This window comes from Polaromonas sp., from assembly GCF_018780625.1.
GTDB lineage: Bacteria > Pseudomonadota > Gammaproteobacteria > Burkholderiales > Burkholderiaceae_C > Polaromonas.
The window spans coordinates 14,551-36,739 of the sequence record NZ_JADMJK010000135.1; the positions used below are offsets into that span (position 1 = coordinate 14,551).

General features: G+C 61.3%; 20 protein-coding genes. 3 read left to right on the forward strand and 17 right to left on the reverse strand.

Going from position 1 to position 22,189, the window contains the following annotated elements; all coding sequences use genetic code 11:
* The 4 genes from IV091_RS11985 to mtnP form a co-directional block, all read right to left on the reverse strand.
* Window positions 1-424: TIGR04282 family arsenosugar biosynthesis glycosyltransferase (locus IV091_RS11985; protein ID WP_293468969.1), on the reverse strand; the 424-nt coding region annotated here is incomplete at its 3' end.
* 10 nt (window positions 425-434) lie between these two features.
* Window positions 435-1,112 (reverse strand): TIGR04283 family arsenosugar biosynthesis glycosyltransferase, encoded by a 678-nt coding sequence (locus tag IV091_RS11990; protein WP_293468971.1) that lies wholly within the window; start codon window positions 1,110-1,112, stop codon window positions 435-437.
* A 7-nt stretch (window positions 1,113-1,119) separates the two neighbouring features.
* The gene (arsS, locus tag IV091_RS11995) at window positions 1,120-2,082 is read right to left on the reverse strand and encodes an arsenosugar biosynthesis radical SAM (seleno)protein ArsS (protein ID WP_293468973.1); all 963 of its coding nucleotides are present in this window, start codon (window positions 2,080-2,082) and stop codon (window positions 1,120-1,122) included.
* A gap of 32 nt (window positions 2,083-2,114) precedes the next feature.
* Window positions 2,115-2,993, reverse strand: a complete 879-nt coding sequence (mtnP, locus tag IV091_RS12000) for an S-methyl-5'-thioadenosine phosphorylase (protein WP_293468975.1) — start codon at window positions 2,991-2,993, stop codon at window positions 2,115-2,117.
* A gap of 230 nt (window positions 2,994-3,223) precedes the next feature.
* Here mtnP and IV091_RS12005 point away from each other — a divergent pair, with 230 nt between their 5' ends.
* Genes IV091_RS12005 through IV091_RS12015 form a run of 3 tightly spaced genes read left to right on the forward strand, consistent with a single transcriptional unit; the run spans window position 3,224 to window position 7,046 of the window.
* Window positions 3,224-5,386 carry an FAD-dependent oxidoreductase gene (locus IV091_RS12005; protein ID WP_293468977.1) on the forward strand — a complete coding sequence of 721 codons (2,163 nt, stop codon included), beginning with the start codon at window positions 3,224-3,226 and terminating at the stop codon, window positions 5,384-5,386.
* 41 nt (window positions 5,387-5,427) lie between these two features.
* Window positions 5,428-5,865: a DUF3047 domain-containing protein gene (locus IV091_RS12010; protein WP_293468979.1), complete on the forward strand. Its 438-nt coding sequence runs from the start codon at window positions 5,428-5,430 to the stop codon at window positions 5,863-5,865.
* Window positions 5,862-7,046 (forward strand): FAD-dependent oxidoreductase, encoded by a 1,185-nt coding sequence (locus IV091_RS12015; protein WP_293468981.1) that lies wholly within the window; start codon window positions 5,862-5,864, stop codon window positions 7,044-7,046. The genes IV091_RS12010 and IV091_RS12015 overlap by 4 nt, the downstream gene beginning before the upstream one ends.
* 149 nt (window positions 7,047-7,195) lie before the next feature.
* Here IV091_RS12015 and IV091_RS12020 read toward each other — a convergent pair whose 3' ends face one another.
* The 13 genes from IV091_RS12020 to gyrA all read right to left on the reverse strand — a co-directional run bounded on the left by IV091_RS12020 (window position 7,196) and on the right by gyrA (window position 21,909).
* The gene (locus IV091_RS12020; protein WP_293468983.1) at window positions 7,196-7,663 is read right to left on the reverse strand and encodes a helix-hairpin-helix domain-containing protein; all 468 of its coding nucleotides are present in this window, start codon (window positions 7,661-7,663) and stop codon (window positions 7,196-7,198) included.
* A gap of 131 nt (window positions 7,664-7,794) precedes the next feature.
* The gene (gene rfaD, locus IV091_RS12025; RefSeq protein ID WP_293468985.1) at window positions 7,795-8,802 is read right to left on the reverse strand and encodes an ADP-glyceromanno-heptose 6-epimerase; all 1,008 of its coding nucleotides are present in this window, start codon (window positions 8,800-8,802) and stop codon (window positions 7,795-7,797) included.
* Window positions 8,803-8,819: 17 nt separating this feature from the next.
* On the reverse strand, window positions 8,820-9,755 hold the full coding sequence (rfaE1, locus tag IV091_RS12030; RefSeq protein ID WP_293468987.1) for a D-glycero-beta-D-manno-heptose-7-phosphate kinase: 936 nt from the start codon (window positions 9,753-9,755) through the stop codon (window positions 8,820-8,822).
* Window positions 9,756-9,775: 20 nt separating this feature from the next.
* The gene (lapB, locus tag IV091_RS12035) at window positions 9,776-10,921 is read right to left on the reverse strand and encodes a lipopolysaccharide assembly protein LapB (protein WP_293468989.1); all 1,146 of its coding nucleotides are present in this window, start codon (window positions 10,919-10,921) and stop codon (window positions 9,776-9,778) included.
* Entirely contained in the window at window positions 10,911-11,207 is a 297-nt protein-coding gene (locus IV091_RS12040; protein WP_293468991.1) for a lipopolysaccharide assembly LapA domain-containing protein, read from the reverse strand. The genes lapB and IV091_RS12040 overlap by 11 nt, the downstream gene beginning before the upstream one ends.
* A gap of 63 nt (window positions 11,208-11,270) precedes the next feature.
* Window positions 11,271-11,585 (reverse strand): integration host factor subunit beta, encoded by a 315-nt coding sequence (locus IV091_RS12045; RefSeq protein ID WP_293468993.1) that lies wholly within the window; start codon window positions 11,583-11,585, stop codon window positions 11,271-11,273.
* Window positions 11,586-11,658: 73 nt separating this feature from the next.
* Window positions 11,659-13,344, reverse strand: a complete 1,686-nt coding sequence (rpsA, locus tag IV091_RS12050; RefSeq protein ID WP_293468995.1) for a 30S ribosomal protein S1 — start codon at window positions 13,342-13,344, stop codon at window positions 11,659-11,661.
* Between the two features lie 168 nt (window positions 13,345-13,512).
* Window positions 13,513-15,522 carry a bifunctional 3-phosphoshikimate 1-carboxyvinyltransferase/cytidylate kinase gene (locus IV091_RS12055; RefSeq protein WP_293468997.1) on the reverse strand — a complete coding sequence of 670 codons (2,010 nt, stop codon included), beginning with the start codon at window positions 15,520-15,522 and terminating at the stop codon, window positions 13,513-13,515.
* Between the two features lie 10 nt (window positions 15,523-15,532).
* Entirely contained in the window at window positions 15,533-16,411 is an 879-nt protein-coding gene (locus IV091_RS12060; RefSeq protein WP_293468999.1) for a prephenate dehydrogenase/arogenate dehydrogenase family protein, read from the reverse strand.
* Between the two features lie 51 nt (window positions 16,412-16,462).
* Window positions 16,463-17,545 carry a prephenate dehydratase gene (gene pheA / locus IV091_RS12065; protein ID WP_293469001.1) on the reverse strand — a complete coding sequence of 361 codons (1,083 nt, stop codon included), beginning with the start codon at window positions 17,543-17,545 and terminating at the stop codon, window positions 16,463-16,465.
* A gap of 1 nt (window position 17,546) precedes the next feature.
* Window positions 17,547-18,665, reverse strand: coding sequence for a 3-phosphoserine/phosphohydroxythreonine transaminase (serC, locus tag IV091_RS12070; protein WP_293469003.1), 1,119 nt, complete (start codon window positions 18,663-18,665; stop codon window positions 17,547-17,549).
* Window positions 18,662-19,234 carry a DUF2059 domain-containing protein gene (locus IV091_RS12075; RefSeq protein ID WP_293469004.1) on the reverse strand — a complete coding sequence of 191 codons (573 nt, stop codon included), beginning with the start codon at window positions 19,232-19,234 and terminating at the stop codon, window positions 18,662-18,664. Before IV091_RS12075 ends, serC begins: the two co-directional genes overlap by 4 nt.
* The gene (gyrA, locus tag IV091_RS12080) at window positions 19,231-21,909 is read right to left on the reverse strand and encodes a DNA gyrase subunit A (protein ID WP_293469006.1); all 2,679 of its coding nucleotides are present in this window, start codon (window positions 21,907-21,909) and stop codon (window positions 19,231-19,233) included. The genes IV091_RS12075 and gyrA overlap by 4 nt, the downstream gene beginning before the upstream one ends.
* Window positions 21,910-22,189 lie beyond the last annotated feature (280 nt).

Sequence of the window (22,189 nt, forward strand, 5' to 3'; positions counted from 1 at the left end):
CGATCAGGATGTAGCCGCCGTCGGCCACGGGAAGCAGCATCGCGTCGTGCCGGGCTAGCTGGCGGTCGGCCTCCATGAGGTGCGCGGTCGTCAGCGCCGGGCAGTCGGTACCAAACAGCAGCACTGGCCCCTGCCCCGTGGCGCGTGCCACGGCGCGGGCCATGCGTTGGCCCAGGTCGCCGTCGCCCTGCGCCGTGCGCGCCACGCCATCGGGCAGCGCCACGCCGTGCCAGGCCGGGTCGCCGGGCGCCGGGCTCATGCACAACTCGACCGGCCCGGCGCCAGCGGCCAGCGCCTGCTGCAGCGTGTGGACCAGCATGCGGCGCGCCAGATTGGCGGCGCCCTCGGCGCCCAGGGCGGGAGTCAGCCGGGTCTTGGCGGCGCCGGGCTGCGGCGCCTTGGCAAAAATCACGAGCGTGGTCATGCGCCGGCCTTCATTGGTACAACTCGGCCAGTTGCTTGGGCGCGGCGCCGCGCCAGTAGGCCAGGCGCAGCCGCCACATCAGCAGCACCGTGCGCCAAACGCCGCGCGTTTCCCAGCGCCGGCCCGAGGTGACGACGCGCGCGCGCAGGCAGGCCGGGCGCGAGAGCTTGAGCAGGCGCGCCGACATCTCGATGTCTTCCATCAGCGGCTGGGCCGGGAATCCGCCCACGGCGTCAAATGCGGCGCGGGTCATGAACAGCGCCTGGTCGCCGGTGGCGATGCCGGTCCAGCGCGAGCGGCGGTTCATGAAGGCGGCTATCACGCGCAGCATCCGGGACTGGCCCTCGATGTGCACGTCAAAACGGCCCCAGACCTGCGCCCCGCTGGCGAGTGCCTGTGCTATCAATTTGTCGGCATCTGGCGGCAGCCGCGTGTCGGCATGCAAAAACAGCAGCGTGTCGCCGCTGGCCTGCTGCGCGCCGGCGTTCATCTGCAGCGCGCGTCCGCATGCGGTTTGGATGACCTGTACCGCGTTCGCCAGCGCAACCGTGTCGTCGGTGCTGCCGCCATCGGCCACCACGACCTGCGCGCCGCGTGCCCGCAGCGGCGCCAGCGCGTGCAGCGCGGCCTGGATGCCAGCCGACTCGTTCAGCGCCGGAATCACCACGGACAGGCGGGCGGGCGTCATGGCGGGTTCAAGGCTCCAGCGCGCCGCCGCAGCTGCTGCCCTGGCCGGCGGTGCAGCCGTAGCAGTGGCCGGCCACGCGGATGGGCTGGTCGTCCAGGCGGGTCTTGAGCAGGTCGCGCAGATGGCGCTGCAGACCCGAGGTGCCCAGCGGCAGGCCGAGCTGCTGGTTGAAGTCGCAGTCGGACAGCCAGCCTTTCCAGTCGACGCTGACGGTGCTGCGGCACATCACGCCGGCCAGGTTGTGCGGCTGGTAGCTGCCCTTGAGCAGTTCCATGTAGGCGTCAAATGAGCCCTTGGACACCAGCGTGGAGCCAAAGCGCTGGATCGGCATGTTGGTCAGCGCAAACAACGCGTTGAAGACGATGCCGAAGTGGGCCAGCAACTCGCGCTTGTAGTCGGCCTGCAGCGTTTGCTGGTCAGGCGGCAGCGACGCGCCCTGCGGGTTGTAGACCAGGTTGAGCACCAGTCCGGAGCCGGGCTGCCCGTAGCCCAGCGCGTTGAGCTGCTGCAGCGCGGCAACGCTCAGGTCAAACACGCCGTCGCCGCGCTGCTTGTCGACGTTGGCGGCCGAATAGCAGGGCATGGATGCAACGATCTCGACCCGCTGCCCGGCAAGGAATGCCGCCAGCCCCTCCTGGCCGGGTTCAAACAGAATCGTCAGGTTGCAGCGGTCGATCACGCGCACGCCTTGCGCGCGGGCGGCGCGCACCAGGTCACGGAAACCTTCATGTAGTTCGGGCGCGCCGCCGGTCAGGTCCAGCGTGTCCAGGCCGCGCGCCGCCAGCACCTCGGGGATCAGGGCCATGGTGGCCGCGTCCATCATCTCGGTGCGGTGTGGCCCGGCGTTGACGTGGCAGTGCAGGCAACTCTGGTTGCATTTGTAGCCCAGGTTGACTTGCAGCGTGTCCAGGCGGGTGCGGTCAATCGCTGGAAAGCGGATTTTTTTCAGCATGGGTAAGGTAGCGTGCATAAATGAAGAGCTTGTTGTGCGGCCGGAAAAGTTCAGCCGAGCAGCGCGGCCAGGCGCGCGCGCACCTCGGGGGCCATGACGCCCGGCTGGGTCACCAGCGCGTTTTTGAGTGCCGTGTGCGCGTCGCTCACGGGCTGCTCGGCGCCCAGCAGGCGAATCGCCTCGGCCGCCACCTGCTGCGCCCGGCCGGCGTTCTTGAACAGGTTGGCCAGCGCCATGTCGGCCGTCACATGCGCCTCGCGCGGGTGCCAGCAGTCAAAGTCGGTCACCAGCGCCAGCGTGGTGTAGGCGATTTGCGCTTCGCGCGCCAGCTTGGCCTCGGGCATGTTGGTCATGCCGATCACGCCGCCGCCCATGCTGCGGTACCAGTGGGATTCGGCGCCGCTGGAAAACTGCGGGCCTTCAATGCAGACGTAGGTGCCGCCTTCGTGCAGCGTCACGCCGTGGCCCGGCGCCTCTTGTGCCAGCACCTTGCGCACCGCCCGCGCCAGCACGCCAGCGGCCGCCGGGCAGACCGGCTGCGCCATCGACACATGGGCAACCGCGCCCTGGCCAAAAAAGGTGCTCTCGCGGCGCTTGGTCAGGTCGATGAACTGGTCGGGCAGCACCATGTCCAGCGGCTTGAAGTCTTCCTTCAGTGAACCGACGGCCGACACCGACAGCAGGTAGCGCACGCCCAGCTGCTTCATCGCGTGGATGTTGGCGCGGTAGGGCACCTCGAACGGCAGTAGCCGGTGGCCGCGCGCATGCCGGGCCAGAAACGCCACCGGTACGCCCTGCACGCGGCCGGTGACCAGCACGTCGGACGGCGCACCAAACGGCGTGTCCATCACCTGCTCCTGCGCGCCTTCCAGCGCGTCCATCTGGTAAAGGCCGCTGCCTCCGATGATGCCGACCAATGCCTGGTTCATGCTGATGGGTTCTTTCTTGACGTTAGACTATTTGACGGCTCCGGCAGTGCCGGTGGCCGGGAGCGCTGGATTCTGGATGAATTTTGCAGAATGCGGTCCTGCACCCGGTTGAAGCCCTTTTGCTTTGTTGGTCGGGGGCGGGCTGTTTTTCTTACAGAGCCTACCGCTTTTGTTGTAAGAATTACGGCTCCGGTCCGACTCAACCACAAGAATAATCCCCAAGGACCCCCGTGAATTTACGCAAATTTTTGATCGCCGCGCTGCTGCTGGCAGGCGTGGCCGCTTTTTTTGCGCTGGACCTGGGCCGCTATTTCAGCCTGGCGTTCATCAAGGACAGCCAGGCTTCGTTCACAGCGCTGTTCAATGAACGGCCGGTGATGGTGACGCTGGTGTTTTTTGCGGTCTATGTGGCCGTGACCGCACTGTCGCTGCCGGGCGCGGCCATTTTGACGCTGGCGGGCGGCGCCAGTTTCGGGCTGGTGTGGGGCACGGTGGTGGTGTCCTTTGCCTCGACCATAGGCGCCACGCTGGCCATGCTGGCGGCGCGCTATTTGCTGCGGGACGCGATTCAGGTGCGCTTTGGCCGGCGCCTGGACGAGGTCAACAAGGGCATTGAAAAGGAGGGTGCGTTCTATCTTTTTTCGCTGCGCCTGATCCCGGTCGTGCCGTTTTTCGCGCTTAACCTGCTGATGGGCCTGACGCGCATCAAGACCTGGACTTACTTCTGGGTCAGCCAGCTGGGCATGTTCGCGGGCACGGTGGCCTATGTGAACGCGGGCACGCAGATCGCCAAGATCGACTCGCTGCAGTCGATCCTGTCGCCGGGGCTGATCGGCTCCTTCGTGCTGTTGGGGCTGCTGCCGCTGGGGGTCAGCAAGGTGCTGGGGTTTGTCAAGCGCCGCAAGGTTTATGCGCGCTGGAAGTCCGTGCGGCCGTCCCGTTTTGACCGCAACCTGGTCGTGATTGGCGCCGGCGCGGGCGGGCTGGTGTCGGCCTACATCGCCGCCGTGGTCAAGGCGAAGGTGACGCTGGTGGAGGCGCACAAGATGGGCGGCGACTGCCTGAACTACGGCTGCGTGCCGTCCAAGGCGCTGATCCGCAGCGCCAAACTGGCGCACCAGATGCGGCACGGCGCCCAGTACGGCTTGCGCGACAGCCAGCCGCCCTTCAGCTTCAAGGCCGTGATGCAGCGGGTGCAGAACGTGATCCGCGCCATTGCGCCGCACGACAGCGTGGAACGCTACACCGGCCTGGGCGTCGAGGTGCTGCAGGGCCATGCCCGCATCGTCAACCCGTGGACGGTAAAAATTACGCTGAACGGCGGCGGCACGCAACTGCTCACCACGCGCAGCATTGTGATTGCGGCGGGCGCCCGGCCTTTGGTGCCGCCGCTGCCGGGCCTGGACGACGTGGGCTACGTCACCAGCGACACGCTGTGGGACGCATTTGCCCAGCTGGACGCCGTGCCGCGTCGCCTGGTGGTGCTGGGCGGCGGGCCGATTGGCTGCGAGCTGGCGCAGGCCTTTGCGCGGCTGGGCGCAGAGGTCACGCAGGTGGAAATGGCGCCGCGCCTGCTGGGGCGTGAGGACGAGGAGGTGTCGGCGCTGGCGCGCGAGGCGCTGGCCGCCGATGGCGTGCAGGTGCTGACCGGTCACAAGGCCTTGCGCTGCGAGAACGTGGGCGGTGTCAAAACCTTGGTCGTCGCGCACCAGGGCATTGAAAAGCGCGTTGAATTCGACCAGCTCATTTGCGCCGTCGGCCGCGTGGCGCGCCTGACCGGTTACGGACTCGAAGAGCTCGGCATTTCCACCCAGCGCACGGTGCCCACCAACGACTATTTGCAGACGATTTACCCCAATATTTACGCGGCGGGTGACGTGGCCGGCCCCTACCAGCTGACGCATGTGGCGGCGCACCAGGCCTGGTACGCGGCGGTCAATGCGCTGTTTGGCGAATTCAAGCTGTTCAAGGCCGATTATTCGGTGATTCCCTGGACCACCTTCATCGACCCGGAAGTGGCCCGCGTGGGGCTGAACGAACAGGAGGCGAAGGAAAAAGGCGTGGCGTATGAGGTCACGAAATACAACATCGACGACCTCGACCGCGCCATTGCCGACAGCGAGGCGCGCGGCTTTGTGAAAGTGCTCACGGTGCCGGGCAAGGACACGATTCTGGGCGTGACGATTGTCGGCACCCATGCTGGCGACCTGCTGGCCGAGTATGTGCTGGCGATGCGGCACGGCCTGGGGCTGAACAAGATTTTGTCCACCATCCACACCTACCCGACGCTGTCGGAGGCCAACAAATATGCCGCGGGTGAATGGAAGCGGGCGCACCAGCCCAGGCGCCTGCTTGAATGGGTGCGCAAGTACCACGACTGGAAACGGCGTTGAGATGATGACGCATCACCGTGCGGCACGTTTCTGGTACCAATTTGCCACCACATTGGCCGCCTTCTGCAGCCTCTGGGCGGGCGCCGGCACTCAGTCTTTTTTCTTCGGCAACCGGGACCCAGCCACCGGCGTCGTGGCGCGTGGTCGGCGTGCCGCGCGGCAAGATACCGCTCACGCGCTTTGACATCATAGAGCTGGACGGCCGCCAGGTGCTGCGCGTGGAGGCGTCCCGGTCCTATGGCAATCTGGTGCATGCCCTGGCGCCCGCCGTACCTGACGCAGGAATGCGCCTGCGCTGGCGCTGGCGGCTGGACCAGTGGACGGCGCACGCGCGCGATCTGGCTGCTGATTTTCGTTTGGCCTTTGGCCATGAGAGCGTCAGCCTGCCGGCGCTGGAGGCTGTGCTGGTAGGCGCTGATGCAGACAATACTGGAAGTTACAGTTTGGGCTATGTTGAGGGTGTCACACTCTCACCATGACTTCGACCGTTCACGAGACCCACGATTCCACCCTTGATTCAAGCCTTATTGACACCCCTGGCCCCAAGCACCTGGTCCTGCTGGGCGCGGGCCACGCCCATGTCCATGTCCTGCAGAACCTGGCGGAAAGCCGGCCCGCCAACCTGAGCATCACCGTCATAGCGCCCCAGCCGCGCCAGCTCTACTCCGGCATGGTGCCGGGCTTTGTCGCCGGGCATTACACGCTGGATCAGTGCGTCATTCCGCTGGAGCGGCTGCTTTCGCGCTGTGGCGCGCGCTTCATCCCGAGCAGCGGCATTGCGATGGATGCCGACAAGCAAACCGTGATGCTGGCCAACGGCGAGACCGTGGCCTACGACTGGCTGAGCCTGAACACCGGTCCGGTGATGGACCGCGAGAAGATCGAGGAACAGATGCCCGGCGCACGCGAGCATGCGCTGTTTGTGCGTCCCATCGAAGCCTTTGGCCAGCTTTGGCCCCAGGTGGCTGAAATGGGCAAGAGCCGCGCCGTTCACCTGGCGGTGGTGGGCGCGGGCGCGGTCGGGCTGGAACTGGCCATGGCGGCGGCCCATGCGCTGCAAGCCCCGTCGTTCCGGCCAGGCAGCCGGGTCACGCTGGTGACCGGCGGACCGGCACCGGCGCAGAACTACCCCGACGGCGCGCAAATCCGGGTGCAGCAGGCCCTGCAGCGCCTGAGAATCACGGTGCTGGCCGATACCTGCGTGGGCGTGGGCCTGGGCGAGATCCGGCTGGGCAGTGGCGCGCGTCTGGCCTGTGACGCCCCGCTGCTTGCCGTGGGCGCGCAGGCACCGACCTGGCTGGCAGGCAGCGGCTTGATCCTGGATAGTGACGGTTTTGTGGCGGTTAACCGCTTCCAGCAAAGCACCAGTCACCCACAGGTTTTTGCCGCGGGCGACGTGGCCAGCCGCGTCGATGCGCCGCATCCGCGCAGCGGTGTGTATGCGGTGCATGCCGGACCGCCGCTGCTGGCGAACCTGCGCGCCGCGCTCCAGGCCCAGGCGCTTCAGGCCTATTCGCCGCCCAGACGTGCGCTGAGCCTGCTGTCTTGCGGCGAACGTTATGCGATTGCTGTGTGGGGTGGTTTCAGTGTCGAAGGGCGTTGGGTCTGGCGCTGGAAAGACCGCATCGACCGCCAGTTTGTGGCCCGGTACAGCCACTGAGTGGACGGCTCTTGGGGCTGTTTGGTCGCTGAGTTACTAGTTTTTAGCTTTAAAAAATATAGCAAATAAGACCCGTGGATATTAGGCTGCTACTGAAAATGGCAATAAAAAACCCCGCTTGATTGCGGGTTTTTTATGAGGGCCGGGCCTTATTTTTTGGCTGCGCTGGCGGCCGGTTTGGCTGCGTCGGGTTTGGGCGTCACGGCGGCCTTGACATCTTTCGCGGTGTCTTTCACGGCATCCTTGGTGCTGACCGCAGCGCCCTTGACGGCGTCTTTGGTCGCCACGGCCGCCTCTTTGGCTTTTTGCGTCATGGGTTTGTCAGTTTTCTTGGCAGGTGCTGTGCTGGGGCCCTGGTAGCTGGCGCCTGAGACCGTCAAGCCTTCGGCTGAAAACTTGGCGGCACTTTTGTCGCCCACCCCTTTGACGCGTGTCACAAAGTCGTCCCAATTCTTGAACTCGCCCTTTTTTCGTTCAGAAATAATCAGCTTGGTGGTCACGGGACCGATGCCCTTGATGCCGTCAAGCTCTGCCTCCGTGGCCTTGTTGACGTCTACCGCGGCAAACGCTGCGACCAGTGACATGGCGGCGAAAAAAGCGAGCAACTTTTTGAACATGAAAAACTCCTGAAAGATAGGATTGAACTGAACTGCAGTGACCCACCCCCGTAAACAGCGGTGTCCCCACCCGTAACGGCCTGATTTCAGGCTGGGTTGACCGTGGCACAAAGGTATTTTGCGTGAAAACCCTAGCTTTTGGCGCCGCTTAACCACTGCATGTACGCAGTCACGCCGGTCTGTACGTCGGCAAATCGGTGGTCGCAGCCGGTTGCACGCAGGGCACGCAGGTCGGCTTGGGTGTAGCTTTGGTACTTGCCCACCAGCGCATGGGGAAAGCTGATGTAGTCAATCAAGCCGCCGCGCGCGGCATCTTCAAGGCTCAGAGGCTCGGCGTTCTGGTGGATGCGCAAGGTGTTGATGACCGCCAGGGCCACGTCGTTGAAGGGCTGCGCCCGGCCGGTGCCCAGGTTGAAAATGCCTGACTTTTCAGGATGCTCAAAAAACCAGAGGTTGACGGCGACGACATCGTCAATGAATACAAAGTCGCGCATCTGGCCGCCTGCGCCGTAACCGCCGTATTCGCCAAACAGCTTGACCTTGCCTTCGGAGTGAAACTGGTTGAACTGGTGAAACGCCACGCTGGCCATGCGGCCCTTGTGTTGCTCGCGTGGGCCGTAGACGTTGAAATACCGAAAGCCTGCGACCTGCGTCGATGCCCGTTCAAATTGGGCACCAACTTCGCGCCGCATGCGCTGGTCAAAAAGCAGTTTGGAGTAACCGTAGACATTGAGCGGGCGCTCGAATTCCGGAGACTCGCTGAAGGTGTCTGAGCCGCCGTAGGTGGCCGCTGACGAGGCGTAGAGCAGGCGCGTGCGCTGCGCCTGACAGGCCCGGAACAACTTGCACGACAGCGTGTAGTTGTTGTTCATCATGTACTTGCCATCAAGCTCCATGGTGTCGCTGCAGGCGCCTTCGTGAAACACGGCCTCGACGTGGCCGTATGCGCCATCGACGAACTGGTCGTAAAAGTCGCCGGCATCGACGTAATCGGCGATCTTCAGATCGGCCAGATTGCGGAATTTGTCGCCGTCGCTCAGGTCATCGACGGCAATGATGTTGTCAATGCCGCGGGCATTGAGCCCTTTGATGATGTTGCTGCCGATAAAGCCGGCTGCACCGGTCACTACAATTTTCATGGGTCAATCCTCGGGTTTCAGTGCGCTGCAAACAGCTCGCTGTAGCTGACGGTGGCGGTGCCGAACTTGCCGACCACGATGCCGCCGGCGCGGTTGGCAATCGGCACGGCATCGCGCAGCGTCATGCCGGTTGCCGCCATCGCTGCCAGCGTGGCGATCACGGTGTCGCCGGCGCCGGTCACATCGAACACTTCACGGGCCAATGCGGGCACATGCAGCTCGCCCTCTGCGTCAAACAGCGTCATGCCTTCTTCGCTGCGGGTCAGCAGCAGGGCCTGAAGGTTGAGCGCGGTGCGCAGATTGTGGGCTTTGGTGTGCAGGTCTGCTTCATCGGTCCAGCGGCCAATGACTTGCTCCAGTTCGGCGCGGTTGGGGGTCAGCACGCTGGCGTTCTTGTAGCGCGCATAGTCCGAGCCTTTGGGGTCTACCAGGACTACTTTGCCCGCAGCGCGCGCCTGGGCGATCATCAACACGATGTGCGCCAGGCCGCCTTTGCCGTAGTCCGAGAACAGCACGGCATCGTGCAGGGGTACGAGCTTTTCAAAGGTGGCGGACTGGGACGCCAGTACTTCGTTTTCGGGCGTGTTTTCAAAATCGAGGCGTAGCAGTTGCTGCTGGCGGCCAATCACGCGCAGTTTGACGGTGGTCTTGAGCTGCGGGTCGCGGCCAAAGTAGGGCGTGATGCCTGTTTGGGCGACCAGGGCTTCCAGAATGCGGCTGGCTTCATCATCGCCCACGACGCTCAGCAGTGAGGCCTGGGCGCCTAGCGTGACGATGTTGTAGGCCACGTTGGCTGCAGCGCCTATGCGCTCTTCGGTCCGCGTCACGCGCACGACGGGCACAGGCGCCTCGGGCGAGATACGTTCGACCGCGCCATACCAGTAACGGTCCAGCATGGTGTCGCCCACCACCAGAACGCGGGCCGACGAAATGAGTTCGGGCGTCAGTTGCATAGTTTTTTCAGGGTTTGGGATTACAGCTCTTCAATGCGGCGTGCCGGGTAACTGTCCCAGGCCTGGCAGCCGGGGCAGTGCCAGAAATGCTGGGTCGCCTCAAAGCCGCAGGCGGCGCAGCGGTAGCGCATCAGGGGCTTGGTGGCCAAGTCGAGTGCGCGCTGTACCAGTGCGTGCTGGTGCTCGTTTTGCAGTTTTTCGCCGCCAATCCATTTGCTGGCGGCCACGAGCGACGCCTGGCGCTCCAGGTGCTCGACATACCAGTGCCGGGCTAGAAGCGGGTCATTTTCCAGCTTGACGATGGCTTCGAGCACGTCGATGGACGGCGTTTGTGCGTAGCTGGCTTTCAGCAGCGCCAGGGCGTCGGGCTGCTGCGCACTATTCAGGGCAATATTGGCCAGCAAACCGGCGGCCAGCGGAAACCCCTGAGGGGCCGATTTTTTGAGCCGGAGCAAGGTCTGAAAAGCCTCCTGGGACTGACCCAGCTGGGTTTGCAGTTTGGCGAGTTCCAGCAGCGGCCGGGCGGAAGCGGGCGCCATGGCTGCGGCGTCGACCAGGGTACTGAGCGCCTGGCCGGTATCGCCTGCGGCTACCAACGCGCTGGCTTGCTCACAAAGGTAATGCGCCTGCCGGGTACTGAAGCTGCCGTGGCTGGAACTGCCCAGCCGTGCCGCGATTTGCGTGGCATTGGCCCAGTCGCGCGAGCGTTCGTAAATGGACAGCAACGCGAGCCGTGCTTCTTCTTCGAATGGTGTGCCTTCAAGCCTGCGCAATGCCGCCTCGGCGCGGTCCAGCAAGCCGGCCTTCAGGAAATCAAGCGCGAGCGCATGCTGTGCCCGATCGCGTTCAGGCTGGGTCAGGTCGCCGCGCGACATCAGATGCTCATGCACCCGCACCGCGCGGTCGTATTCGCCGCGTCGGCGAAACAGGTTGCCCAGCGCAAAGTGCAACTCGGAGGTGTCGGGGTCGTTCTGTACGGCTTCAATGAAGGCGTCAATGGCCTGGTCCTGCTGCTCGTTGAGCAGGAAGTTCAGTCCCTTGAAGTAAGCCTTGGGTGCCTGGCGGTTTTCGATGCGCAGTTGCCTGAGGTCCAGCCTTGAGGCCAGCCAGCCCAGGGTGAAGGCGATCGGAAACCCGAGCAGAACCCAGGTGAAGTCAAATTCCATGGTGCGGCATCGTAGGGGTGTCGGTCACAGAGTTCGAGGTTTCCAGAAGGGAAGCGCCCGCAGGCGAGGCGTGTGCCGCTTTACGTTTTTTCCACCAGCGCGGCATCATCACCAGCACGCCCATTGCCAGCCCGCAAGCGAACGCAGCCAGAACCACCAGCACCAACGGCGCCTGCCAGAAGGTGCCAAAAAAGAAATGCACTGCAACCGCCTGCTGGTTATTCAGTGCAAAAGCAAATAGGGTAAAAAAAATGGCTGCCTTGAGCAGCCACATCAGGTATTTCATCGGGTAATTCCTCCTGCCGGTCTGGCGATTGTAGCCAGACCACAGACCAAAACCCGGAGGTCCTTATCGGGCCTCCGTGACCGTCCGCAACTCATCAGTTCGAGCTTCGACGGCTTCCCGCAAAGCTTTTCCTGGCTTGAAATGGGGCACCCGCTTTTCAGGGATGGCGACACTCTCGCCCGACCGGGGATTCCTGCCCATGCGGGGCGGGCGCCGGTTGATGGAAAAACTGCCAAAACCCCTGATTTCAATCCGGTGGCCGCGCACCAGCGCGTCGCCCATGGCATCAAGAATGGTCTTGACGGCATATTCGGCATCGCGGTGCGTCAGCTGGCTGAATCGGGCTGCCAGTTCTTCGACAAGATCGCTTCGGGTCATCCAGAATTATCCAGTTGGGAGCAGAACACAGGGAGCGTTACCGCCGTGCCATGTGGTCTGCCCGCCAAGGACTTTACTTCTCGGTGTTGTCCAGCTTGGCGCGCAACAGGGCGCCCAGGCTGGTCAGGCCGGCGCTCTCGCGCGACGATTGCTGGCTCAGCGTTGCCATGGCTTCTTGCTGGTCGGCATTGTCCTTGGCTTTCACCGACAACTGGATGTTGCGGGTCTTGCGATCCACGTTCACCACGACGGCCGACACTTCATCGCCTTCTTTCAGGACGTTGCGCGCATCTTCCACGCGGTCACGGCTGATTTCGCTGGCGCGCAGGTAGCCAATGATGTCTTCGCCCAGATCGATCTCTGCGCCCTTGGCATCAACGGTCTTGACCTTGCCGGTCACGATCGCGCCCTTGTCGTTGATGGTCACGAAGGTCGTGAACGGATCGGAGTCGAGCTGCTTGATACCCAGCGAGATGCGCTCACGGTCGACGTCGACGGCCAGAACGATGGCTTCAACTTCCTGGCCCTTCTTGTAGTTGCGAACAGCGGCTTCGCCGGGCTCGTTCCACGAGAGGTCAGACAGGTGAACCAGACCGTCGATGCCGGCAGCCAGACCCACGAATACGCCGAAGTCGGTGATCGATTTGATCGGGCCCTTGACGCGGTCGCCGCGCTTGGTGTCTTGCGCAAACTCTTGCCATGGGTTGGCCTTGCACTGTTTCATGCCCAGGCTGATGCGGCGCTTGTCTTCGTCGATTTCCAGAACCATGACTTCGACTTCGTCGCCCAGAGCCACGAGCTTGCTTGGTGCCACGTTCTTGTTGGTCCAGTCCATTTCGGACACGTGGACCAGGCCTTCGATGCCTGGCTCGAGTTCCACAAAAGCGCCGTAGTCGGCGATGTTGGTGATCTTGCCGAACAGGCGGGTGCCCTGTGGGTAACGGCGGTTCACGCCCATCCATGGGTCGTCGCCCATCTGCTTCAGACCCAGGGACACGCGGTTTTTCTCGGTGTCGAACTTCAGGATCTTGGCCACGATTTCCTGACCAGCCGTCACCACTTCGCTCGGGTGACGCACGCGGCGCCATGCCATGTCGGTGATGTGCAGCAAGCCGTCAATGCCGCCCAGGTCAACAAACGCACCGTATTCGGTGATGTTCTTGACGATGCCCTTGACAGCGGAGCCTTCTTTCAGGGTTTCCATCAGCTTGGCGCGTTCTTCGCCCATGCTGGCTTCGACCACGGCGCGGCGTGAGAGCACGACGTTGTTGCGCTTGCGATCGAGCTTGATGACCTTGAATTCCATGGTCTTGTTCTCGTACGGAGACAAGTCCTTGATCGGGCGGGTGTCGATGAGCGAGCCGGGCAGGAAAGCGCGGATGCCGTTGACCAGAACGGTGAGGCCGCCCTTGACCTTGCCGCTGGTCTGGCCGGTCACGAATTCGCCGGATTCCAGGGCTTTTTCCAGGCTCATCCAGGAAGCCAGGCGCTTGGCCTTGTCGCGGCTCAGCAGGGTGTCGCCGTAGCCGTTTTCGACGGAGTCGATGGCGACGGACACAAAGTCGCCGACCTGGACTTCGAGCTCGCCCTGGTCGTTTTTGAATTCTTCGAGGGGAATGTAAGCTTCGGATTTGAGTCCGGCGTTGACCACAACATGGTTGTGGTCGATACGTACTACTTCGGCGGTGATGACTTCACCGGAGCGCATTTCAGAGCGTTGTAGTGATTCGTTAAACAGGTCGGCAAAAGATTCGGACATGATTTTCCTAATCCGCAAAACAGGATTTCAATAGCGGGATTGCTATTGTTTTTATAGCTGCTTGCGGCGGTTTGGTGAGGTTTTGCGGTCGAACGAGATGTAGGACTGCGGGTTACGTTAATGAACCTTGCGACCCAGACACCCCGAAAGAGGGGGTAGTGTTGAGGGTCAGAAGGGCCGGGTGGCTTGCCACCAGTCAATGACCTGAGCGACTGATTTTTCAATCGAAAGCTCGGAGTTGTCCAGCAGTCTAGCCTGATCAGCAGGCTTTAAAGGGGCGGCTTGACGAGACATGTCTCTGGCATCGCGGGCCTCCAAATCTTGCAAAATCGTCTGTATTGTAATTGTATTTCCCTTTGAAATCAACTGCTTATACCGGCGTTCAGCGCGGCGTTGGGCGCTGGCCGTCAGGTAGATTTTGAGCGGGGCATCCGGGAAAATGACGCTTCCCATGTCCCGGCCGTCGGCCACCAGGCCGGGCAGTTGCCGGAAACTGTGCTGGAGGCGCACAAGGGCTGCACGAACCTGCGGGTGAACCGACACTCTGGAGGCGGCCATGCCGGCGGCTTCGGTGCGGATCGCGTCGGACACATCCTCCGCATCCAGGAATATCCGGTCGCCCTGAAACCTGACGGGCAAGCTGCGGGCAATCCGTGCCACGCCCTCGGCGTCATCCAGTGAAACACCTGCCCGCCTGGCTGCAAACGCAGTCAAGCGGTACAGGGCGCCTGAGTCGAGGTAGTGGTAGCCGAGCCGCTGTGCGGTCAGTGCCGCCAGTGTGCCCTTGCCGGAGGCGGTCGGGCCATCAATGCAAATCACCGGAATCAGGGTGGCGTCGGCTTCGGTGACGTTGAACAGGGCTTCAAAATAGTCCGGGAATGTCTTGGCGACGCACTTGGGGTCAAGAATCCGGACGGGGCACTGTGCCGGATTGAAGGCTGCCAGCGAAAAACACATGGCCATGCGGTGGTCGTCGTAGGTGTGAATAGCGGCGGGTTTCCAGTCCTGCAATGACGCTGGCGGGGTAATCTTGAGGTAATCAAGCCCTTCTTCCACGCTGGCGCCCAGCTTGCGCAACTCGCAGGCCATCGCTGCAATGCGGTCGGTTTCCTTGACCCGCCAGCTGGCGATGTTGCGCAGCACGGTGGTGCCATCGGCGTACAACGCCATCACGGCCAGCGTCATGGCGGCGTCCGGAATGTGGTTGCAGTCAAGGTCAATCGCCTTGAGTGGCCAGCCCTTCCCGGGTTGGCCGCGCCTGACACGCAATGAATGGGGCGTGCTGTCGATTTCTGCGCCCATCATCCGGGCTGCTTCGACAAAACGGATGTCGCCCTGGATGGAGTCTGCGCCCACGCCCAGAATTTCGATGCCATGTTGGCCTCGGGTGCTTTCAGCGATTGCACCAAGCGCGATGAAATAGCTGGCAGATGAGGCGTCACCTTCCACATGGATTTCACCCGGCGACTGGTACTGGCTGCCTGCCGGGATGGTGAAACGCTGCCAATCCTCGCGCTGAACCTGAATGCCAAAGCGCTGAAGAAGCTTTAGCGTGATCTCAATGTAGGGCCGTGAAATCAACTCGCCGATGACCTCAATGTGGATATCCCGATCGGCCACCAGCGGCAGCGCCATCAGCAGGGCGGTCAGGAACTGGCTGGATACATCGCCCCGAACACGAATAGGCTGATCCAGCTTCAAGGGGCCCGGGCTCGGCTGCAGACGCAGGGGTGGGAATCCTTCGTTGGCGAGATATTCAATCGAGCAACCCAGCTGCCGGAGTGCATCAACCAGATCGCCTATAGGCCGCTCATGCATGCGCGGCACGCCCGACAGTTCAAACTCTCCGCCCAGCAAGGCGAGGGCTGCCGTCAGCGGCCGTATGGCCGTGCCCGCATTGCCCATGAAAAGCGCCGCTTTGCGCTGTAAGAGCTGGCCGCCCAGCCCGCTGATAACAGCCGTATCTCCCTGTTGCTGCACGGTGCAGCCAAGCTGCCGCAGTGCCGCGAGCATCACTGCGGTGTCATCGGAGGCCAGCAGCGCATGAACCGTGGTCTGGCCGTGACTCAATGCCGCCAGCAGCAAGACGCGGTTGGAAATACTCTTGGAGCCAGGCAGGCGAACCGTACCGGCCGCCCTGGACAATGGTGGGATATCCAGGTACTCAACATCGAACATGAAAGGCCGCTTATTTTTGTGATTTCGGGGAGGAAATACGCCAGTTGGCGCGTGTTTCGCTGGCTTTCTCAATCAGATCTTCGAGTGCCTCGCCGCTTCCGCTGGAGATCAGGTGTTCCAGGTTCTGCAGGGTCTGCTGAAATATCTTTGACTGCGCCAGCAGTTCTTCGCGATTGGCCATCAGGATGTCACGCCACATGGTGGGATCGCTGGCCGCAATACGCGTGAAGTCGCGAAAGCCCGGCCCCGCCAGGGACAGATAGTCTTTGCCATGTGCCTGGCCTGAAATTCCGTTCATCAGGGCGAAAGCAATCAGGTGAGGCAAGTGGCTGACCGCCGCATAGGCTGCATCGTGCGCCTGTGGCGACATTTGAACGACATGGCAGCCCAAAGCCGTCCAGACATCGCTGGCCTTTTTCAACTGGGCCGTGAACGTTCGCTCAATCGGCGTCAGTATGACCTGCTTGCCGGTGTACAGGTCGGCGTCCGCATGTTCAACGCCTGACACCTCCTTGCCGGTGATGGGGTGACAGGGCACAAAAGAGCCGATGTGGTCGCGCAAGACCCGCCGCGCCGCGTCCACGACATCGCGCTTGGTCGAGCCCACATCCATGATCAGCGTATCGGGGCCGACCAGATGCCGGATCCCCTTGAAGATGGCTTCGGTCGCCGATACCGGCACCGCCAGCAACACAATATCGGCCCCTGAAGCTGCCAGCAAGGCAGAGGGTGCTTCGACATCAATCACCCCCATCTGCCGGGCGCGCTCAGTCGTGGAGGGTGACTTGCTGTAGCCTACGACGCGTTTGACCAGACCGGCGCGTTTGAGCGCCAACGCAAAAGAACCCCCCATCAGGCCGCAGCCGATGAGACCTAATTGTTCAAACATAACGGGGCACCTGAATTTTTTGTTCTCGCTTCATTGAACCGTGACGCCCCATCAGTCGCTGATAGGGTAAGCCCCGAGAACTTTATAGAAGGCGCAAAGCTGCTGTAAATCGGCAAGAGCGGCTTTCACATGGTCTTGAGAGGGATGACCTTGCAGATCAATATAAAAGAAGTATTCCCAGTGGCCCGAACGGGCAGGACGCGACTCAAAGCGCGTCATGGAAACGCCGTGATGTTTCAGCGGCACCAGGATGTCATGCACAGCACCTGGACGGTTGGGCACCGACACCACGAGGCTGGTGCAATCCCTGCCTGAAGCCGGCGGCGCGGGCAGCGTTTGCGGCAGGCACATCACAGCAAAACGTGTGCGGTTGAAGGCGTCATCCTGAATCCCGTGCGCCGCCGTGTGCAGCGCGAATTGGGTTGCTGCACGATCGCTGGCGATACCGGCCCAGGCCGGGTTGGTCGTGGCCAGGCGTGCGCCTTCAGCGTTGCTCGATGCGGCATGGCGCTCTGCATGCGGCAAGTGGGCGCTTAGCCATCCCTGGCACTGCGCCAGTGCCTGCGGGTGGGCGTAAACCGCCTCGATGTTGTCCAGTGAGTCAGTAAGCCTGAGCAGGTTGTGACGCACCATCAGGCTTATTTCGCCCACGATGTGCAGCGGGGAGTTCAGCAACAGATCCAGCGAGCGCGACACGACGCCTTCGGTGGAGTTCTCTACCGGCACCACACCGAAATCTGCCGTGCCCGCCGTGGCGGCACGAAACACTTCATCAAAGTTGGCGCAGGGAATGTGTTCGATGCTGGAGCCGAAAAACCGCACGGCGGCTTCTTCGCTGAACGTGCCGGCAGGGCCCAGGTAAGCCACCCGCACGGGGGATTCAAGCGCCAGACAGGCCGACATGATTTCACGCCATACTGCGGCAACATGCTCGTTTTTGAGCGGGCCCTTGTTGGCTTGCTGGATTTTTTCAATCACCTGCGCAACCCGGTCAGGCCTGAAAAAAGGCGTACCTTCACGCTTTTTGACTTCTCCAACTTGTTCGGCAACCAGTGCGCGTTGGTTCAGCAAAGTCAGCAGTTGATTGTCCAGGGCGTCGATCTGGACGCGCAAATCAGCGAGTGTGGCGGTCATGTCAGGCGTGCTTTTTTTCGAATTCTTGCAGGTAGTCCACCAGCGCCTGGACGCCGGCCAGCGGCATGGCGTTGTAGATGCTGGCGCGCATGCCGCCTACGGACTTGTGGCCCTTGAGTTGCAGCAGGCCTCTTGCCTTTGCACCGTCCAGGAAGGCCTCGTTGCGCGATTCATCACGCAAAAAAAACGGCACGTTCATGCGTGAACGGCAATCTTTGCTGACGTGATTGAAATACAGCTGCGAATGATCAATGGCATCGTAAAGCAGCTGCGACTTGGCAATATTGCGCTTTTCCATCGCGGCAACGCCCCAAACCTGGGCGTTCGCTTCGCCTTCCTTTTGGCGTTTTAGCCATTGAAAGGTCAGCCCTGCGATATAGATGGCGTACGTCGGTGGCGTGTTGTACATCGACTGGTTGCTGGCCACTATTTTGTAGTCGAAAGCGCTGGGGCATATGGGGAGCGCATGACCGAGCAAGTCGTCCCGCACAACCACCAGCGTGACGCCTGCTGGCCCCAGGTTTTTTTGTGCGCCGCCAAACGCCAACCCAACTTTGGACCAGTCTACCGGCCTGGACGCCACATGGGATGAGAAATCGACGACCAGCGGCGCCTCGGTTCCAAGCGCCTTCAAGTCAGGCAGTTCCTGGAACTCGATCCCGTCAATCGTTTCGTTGCTGCAAAGATGCACATAGCGGGCGTTGGGCCGCAGGTTCCAACTGGCCGATGGCGGCAGGCTGGTGCGGTCGCTGCCTTCATTGCTGGCCGCAATGTGTACGTCACAGTACTTGCGCGCTTCTTTTTGCGACTTGTCGCTCCAGCTGCCGGTCACCACGAAATCTGCCGACTCGCCCCGGGAAAGATTCAGGGGAATGATGGCATTTTCGGCAAGACCGCCGCCTTGCATGAACAATATCTTGAAGTTCTGCGGGATGGCCATCAGTTCACGAAAGTCAGCCTCTGCGCTTTCGTAAATTGACACGAACTCCTTGCCCCGGTGGCTCATTTCCATGACGCTCATGCCGCTGCCGTGCCAGTCCAGCATTTCGGCGGCTGCCTGCTGCAAAACCTCCTCAGGCAAAGCGGCAGGACCTGCCGAGAAATTGAAAGGTCGGATCATTTCTTGGCGGGCTTTCCTGCTCCGGCTGCGGCAGGCGCGCTGCCGACGATTTTGAGCGCGGCATCATCGAACTGCTTGGCGCGCGCAACAACGTCGGTGCGGGTTGCGTCGATGAGCTTCTGGACGAACATGTTGCCCAGTTCAGGGGCGCTGGCCTGGTATTTCTTGATGGCGGGGGATTCGAAAAATGCCGCAATCTGCTGAAGTTCTTCAAGGGTGAAACGCTCTGCATAAGCCGGCACAAGCACGTCAGCGCTGACTTTGCCGACCCGTTTGGCAATCAGCTGTTTGGTGTCCTGGGCGTACTTGTTGAGTTCGGCATTCAGATCTTCCGATGCCTTTTTCTGCTTGGCCTTGGGTACGTTGGCTTCCAGTTGAGGCCCCCACTTGGCAATCAGGTCCTGCGCTGCGCTGCCTGCCAGCTGGGTGACCAGCCGGTCAAGTTCGGGGCCCTGCTGGAGCGTGACAACTTTGGTTGCCAGCTCTGTTTTTGAGGCTGTCGTCTGCGCGTGAACGGCGCTGGAGCAGGCAAGGCAGGCTATCGCCAAGGTAGTGATCAGTTTTTTCATGCGTCGGTGTCCGGTTTGGAGGCGTCTTCGCCTGTGTCTGAATCTGTGGTTTTGTCGATTTCGTCGTCGGTCGCTGTGTCGCCGCTTAAAGTGGCGTCGTTTTCAACGATGCGCTGAAGTCCGCTTAATTTTGAGCCTTCGTCAAGGCCGATGAGCGTCACGCCCTGGGTCGCTCTGCCCATTTCGCGGATCTCGCTGACGCGCGTGCGAACCAGTACGCCTTTGTCGGTGATAAGCATGATTTCATCATCAGCATGAACCAGTGTCGCAGCAACCACTTTGCCGTTGCGCTCGCTCTGCTGAATCGCGATCATGCCCTTGGTGCCGCGACCATGGCGTGTGTATTCTGTAATGGATGTGCGTTTGCCATAACCGTTCTGGGTGGCGGTCAGCACGCTTTGCTGCTCGTCCTCGGCGACCAGCATGGCAATCACGCCCTGGCCTTCTTCAAGCATCATGCCGCGCACGCCACGTGCGTTGCGGCCCATGGGGCGCACATCATTCTCGTCAAAGCGCACCGCTTTGCCACCATCGCTGAACAGCATCACGTCATGTGTTCCCTCGGTGAGCGCGGCACCTACCAGGTAGTCGCCTTCGTCCAGGTCGACGGCGATGATGCCCGCCTTGCGTGGATTGCTGAAGTCTTGCAGCGGGGTCTTTTTCACCGTACCCATGCTGGTGGCCATAAACACATACTGGTCGGCCGGGAAGCTGCGCTTGTCACCGGTCAGTGGCAGGACGACATTGATCTTCTCACCCTCTTGCAAGGGGAACATGTTGACAATCGGCCGGCCGCGTGAGCCGCGTGAACCCGCAGGCACTTCCCAGACCTTGAGCCAGTAAAGCCGGCCCCGGTTGGAAAAACACAGGATGTAGTCGTGCGTGTTGGCGATAAACAGCTGGTCGACCCAGTCATCTTCCTTGGTGGCGGTTGCCAGCTTGCCACGGCCGCCACGCTTTTGAGCGCGGTACTCTGAGAGCGGCTGGCTCTTGATGTAGCCGGTGTGCGACAGTGTGACCACCATGTCGGTGGGCGTGATCAGGTCTTCAGTACTGAGGTCAAACGAGCTGTGTTCAATCAGGCTGCGCCGCGCTCCCAGCTTGGTCTGGCCGAATTCAAGCTTGATCGCCGACAGTTCTTCTCCAATGATGATGGAAACGCGCTCCGGCTTGGCCAGAATATCGAGCAAGTCATCAATCTCGGACATGACCTCTTTGTACTCTGCGACGATTTTGTCTTGCTCGAGGCCGGTCAGGCGCTGCAGGCGCATCTGCAAAATTTCCTGGGCCTGCGTTTCTGACAGGCGGTAGAGACCGTCGTTGCCCATGCCCAAGGCCTTCTCCAGTCCATCCGGGCGGTAATTGTCGGCGTTGACGATCCCGCCATCGGCATGCGTGCGGGTGAGCATTTCGCGCACCAGGCTGCTGTCCCAGGGGCGTTGCATCAACTCGATTTTTGCCACGGGCGGGGTGGGCGCATTGCGGATGATGGCAATGAAATCATCGATGTTGGCCAGTGCCACTGCCAGGCCTTCCAGCACATGGCCGCGCTCGCGTGCTTTGCGCAGTGTGAATACCGTGCGGCGTGTCACCACTTCGCGGCGGTGCGACAGGAAAACCTGGACCAGTTCCTTGAGGTTGCACAACTTGGGCTGGCCGTTGATCAGCGCCACCATGTTGATGCCGAAGGTGTCCTGAAGCTGCGTCTGCTTGTACAGGTTGTTCAGCACCACCTCAGGCACTTCGCCGCGCTTGAGATCAATGACCAGGCGCATGCCGGACTTGTCGCTCTCATCCTGAATATGGCTGATACCTTCGATTTTTTTCTCATGAACCAGTTCGGCCATGCGCTCCTGGAGCGTTTTTTTGTTGACCTGGTAGGGCAGTTCGTCAACGATGATGGACTGACGCTGGCCTTTGTCGATGTCTTCAAAGTGGCATTTGGCGCGCATCACCACCTTGCCGCGTCCCGTGCGGTAGCCATCCTTGACGCCGTTGATGCCGTAAATAATGCCGCCGGTTGGGAAATCCGGCGCCGGAATTATTTCCATCAACTCATCAATCGTGGCGTCGGGGTTTTTCAGCAGGTGCAGGCAGGCGTCAACCGCCTCATTCAGGTTGTGCGGCGGAATGTTGGTGGCCATGCCCACCGCAATACCACTGGATCCGTTGACCAGCAGGTTGGGTAGCCGGGTTGGCATGACCAGCGGTTCCTGCTCGCTGCCGTCATAGTTCGGGCCAAAGTCAACGGTTTCCTTGTCCAGGTCAGCCAGCAGTTCATGGGCAATTTTCGACAGGCGAATTTCCGTATACCGCATTGCGGCTGCATTGTCACCGTCGACTGAGCCGAAGTTGCCTTGTCCATCTACCAGCATGTGGCGCAGGGAAAAGTCCTGCGCCATGCGAACGATGGTTTCGTAAACCGCGCTATCGCCATGCGGGTGGTACTTGCCGATCACGTCGCCAACGATACGGGCCGATTTTTTGTGCGGCCGGTTCCAGTCGTTATTGAGCTCATGCATGGCAAACAGTACGCGTCTGTGCACGGGCTTTAGGCCGTCTCGGGCATCGGGCAGCGCACGACCCACAATCACGCTCATGGCGTAATCGAGATAGCTTCGCCGCATTTCCTCTTCAAGGCTGATGGGCAGGGTTTCTTTTGCGAACTGGGTCATTACAGGCCTGGTTGGGATTTTCAAGATTCTTGAACGGAAGGCAGGATTTTAAGGCTTGACTTCAAATGAGATTTTTTGTGGCTGAACAGCAACAAATATAGGGGAATTCAGCGTCTCTGTCAGACGAAGCCTATAGCTTGCTTGAAGGCTCAATGAGGTGTGGCACAATTGTTGTAACGCTTTGGGTGATGGTCATTCACGGCGTGTAAATTACTAATCGCAGCCAGTCTGCGGCTTTTCTCTAGAGGAGAACCATGAAGAAACTCAACAAAGTGGCAAT

What these genes read in the sequence shown, in the direction of transcription:
- IV091_RS12015 (WP_293468981.1), top strand. Translation starts at nt 5,862, where the DNA reads ATGACTTCGACCGTTCACGAGACCCACGATTCCACCCTTGATTCAAGC.
- IV091_RS11990 (WP_293468971.1), bottom strand. Translation starts at nt 1,112, where the DNA reads ATGACGCCCGCCCGCCTGTCCGTGGTGATTCCGGCGCTGAACGAGTCG.
- lapB (WP_293468989.1), bottom strand. Translation starts at nt 10,921, where the DNA reads ATGGAATTTGACTTCACCTGGGTTCTGCTCGGGTTTCCGATCGCCTTC.
- IV091_RS12055 (WP_293468997.1), bottom strand. Translation starts at nt 15,522, where the DNA reads ATGTTCGATGTTGAGTACCTGGATATCCCACCATTGTCCAGGGCGGCC.
- IV091_RS12075 (WP_293469004.1), bottom strand. Translation starts at nt 19,234, where the DNA reads ATGAAAAAACTGATCACTACCTTGGCGATAGCCTGCCTTGCCTGCTCC.
- arsS (WP_293468973.1), bottom strand. Translation starts at nt 2,082, where the DNA reads ATGCACGCTACCTTACCCATGCTGAAAAAAATCCGCTTTCCAGCGATT.
- mtnP (WP_293468975.1), bottom strand. Translation starts at nt 2,993, where the DNA reads ATGAACCAGGCATTGGTCGGCATCATCGGAGGCAGCGGCCTTTACCAG.
- rpsA (WP_293468995.1), bottom strand. Translation starts at nt 13,344, where the DNA reads ATGTCCGAATCTTTTGCCGACCTGTTTAACGAATCACTACAACGCTCT.
- rfaD (WP_293468985.1), bottom strand. Translation starts at nt 8,802, where the DNA reads ATGAAAATTGTAGTGACCGGTGCAGCCGGCTTTATCGGCAGCAACATC.
- IV091_RS12020 (WP_293468983.1), bottom strand. Translation starts at nt 7,663, where the DNA reads ATGTTCAAAAAGTTGCTCGCTTTTTTCGCCGCCATGTCACTGGTCGCA.
- IV091_RS12060 (WP_293468999.1), bottom strand. Translation starts at nt 16,411, where the DNA reads ATGTTTGAACAATTAGGTCTCATCGGCTGCGGCCTGATGGGGGGTTCT.
- IV091_RS12040 (WP_293468991.1), bottom strand. Translation starts at nt 11,207, where the DNA reads ATGAAATACCTGATGTGGCTGCTCAAGGCAGCCATTTTTTTTACCCTA.
- serC (WP_293469003.1), bottom strand. Translation starts at nt 18,665, where the DNA reads ATGATCCGACCTTTCAATTTCTCGGCAGGTCCTGCCGCTTTGCCTGAG.
- pheA (WP_293469001.1), bottom strand. Translation starts at nt 17,545, where the DNA reads ATGACCGCCACACTCGCTGATTTGCGCGTCCAGATCGACGCCCTGGAC.
- IV091_RS12045 (WP_293468993.1), bottom strand. Translation starts at nt 11,585, where the DNA reads ATGACCCGAAGCGATCTTGTCGAAGAACTGGCAGCCCGATTCAGCCAG.
- gyrA (WP_293469006.1), bottom strand. Translation starts at nt 21,909, where the DNA reads ATGACCCAGTTCGCAAAAGAAACCCTGCCCATCAGCCTTGAAGAGGAA.
- rfaE1 (WP_293468987.1), bottom strand. Translation starts at nt 9,755, where the DNA reads ATGCAACTGACGCCCGAACTCATTTCGTCGGCCCGCGTTCTGGTGGTG.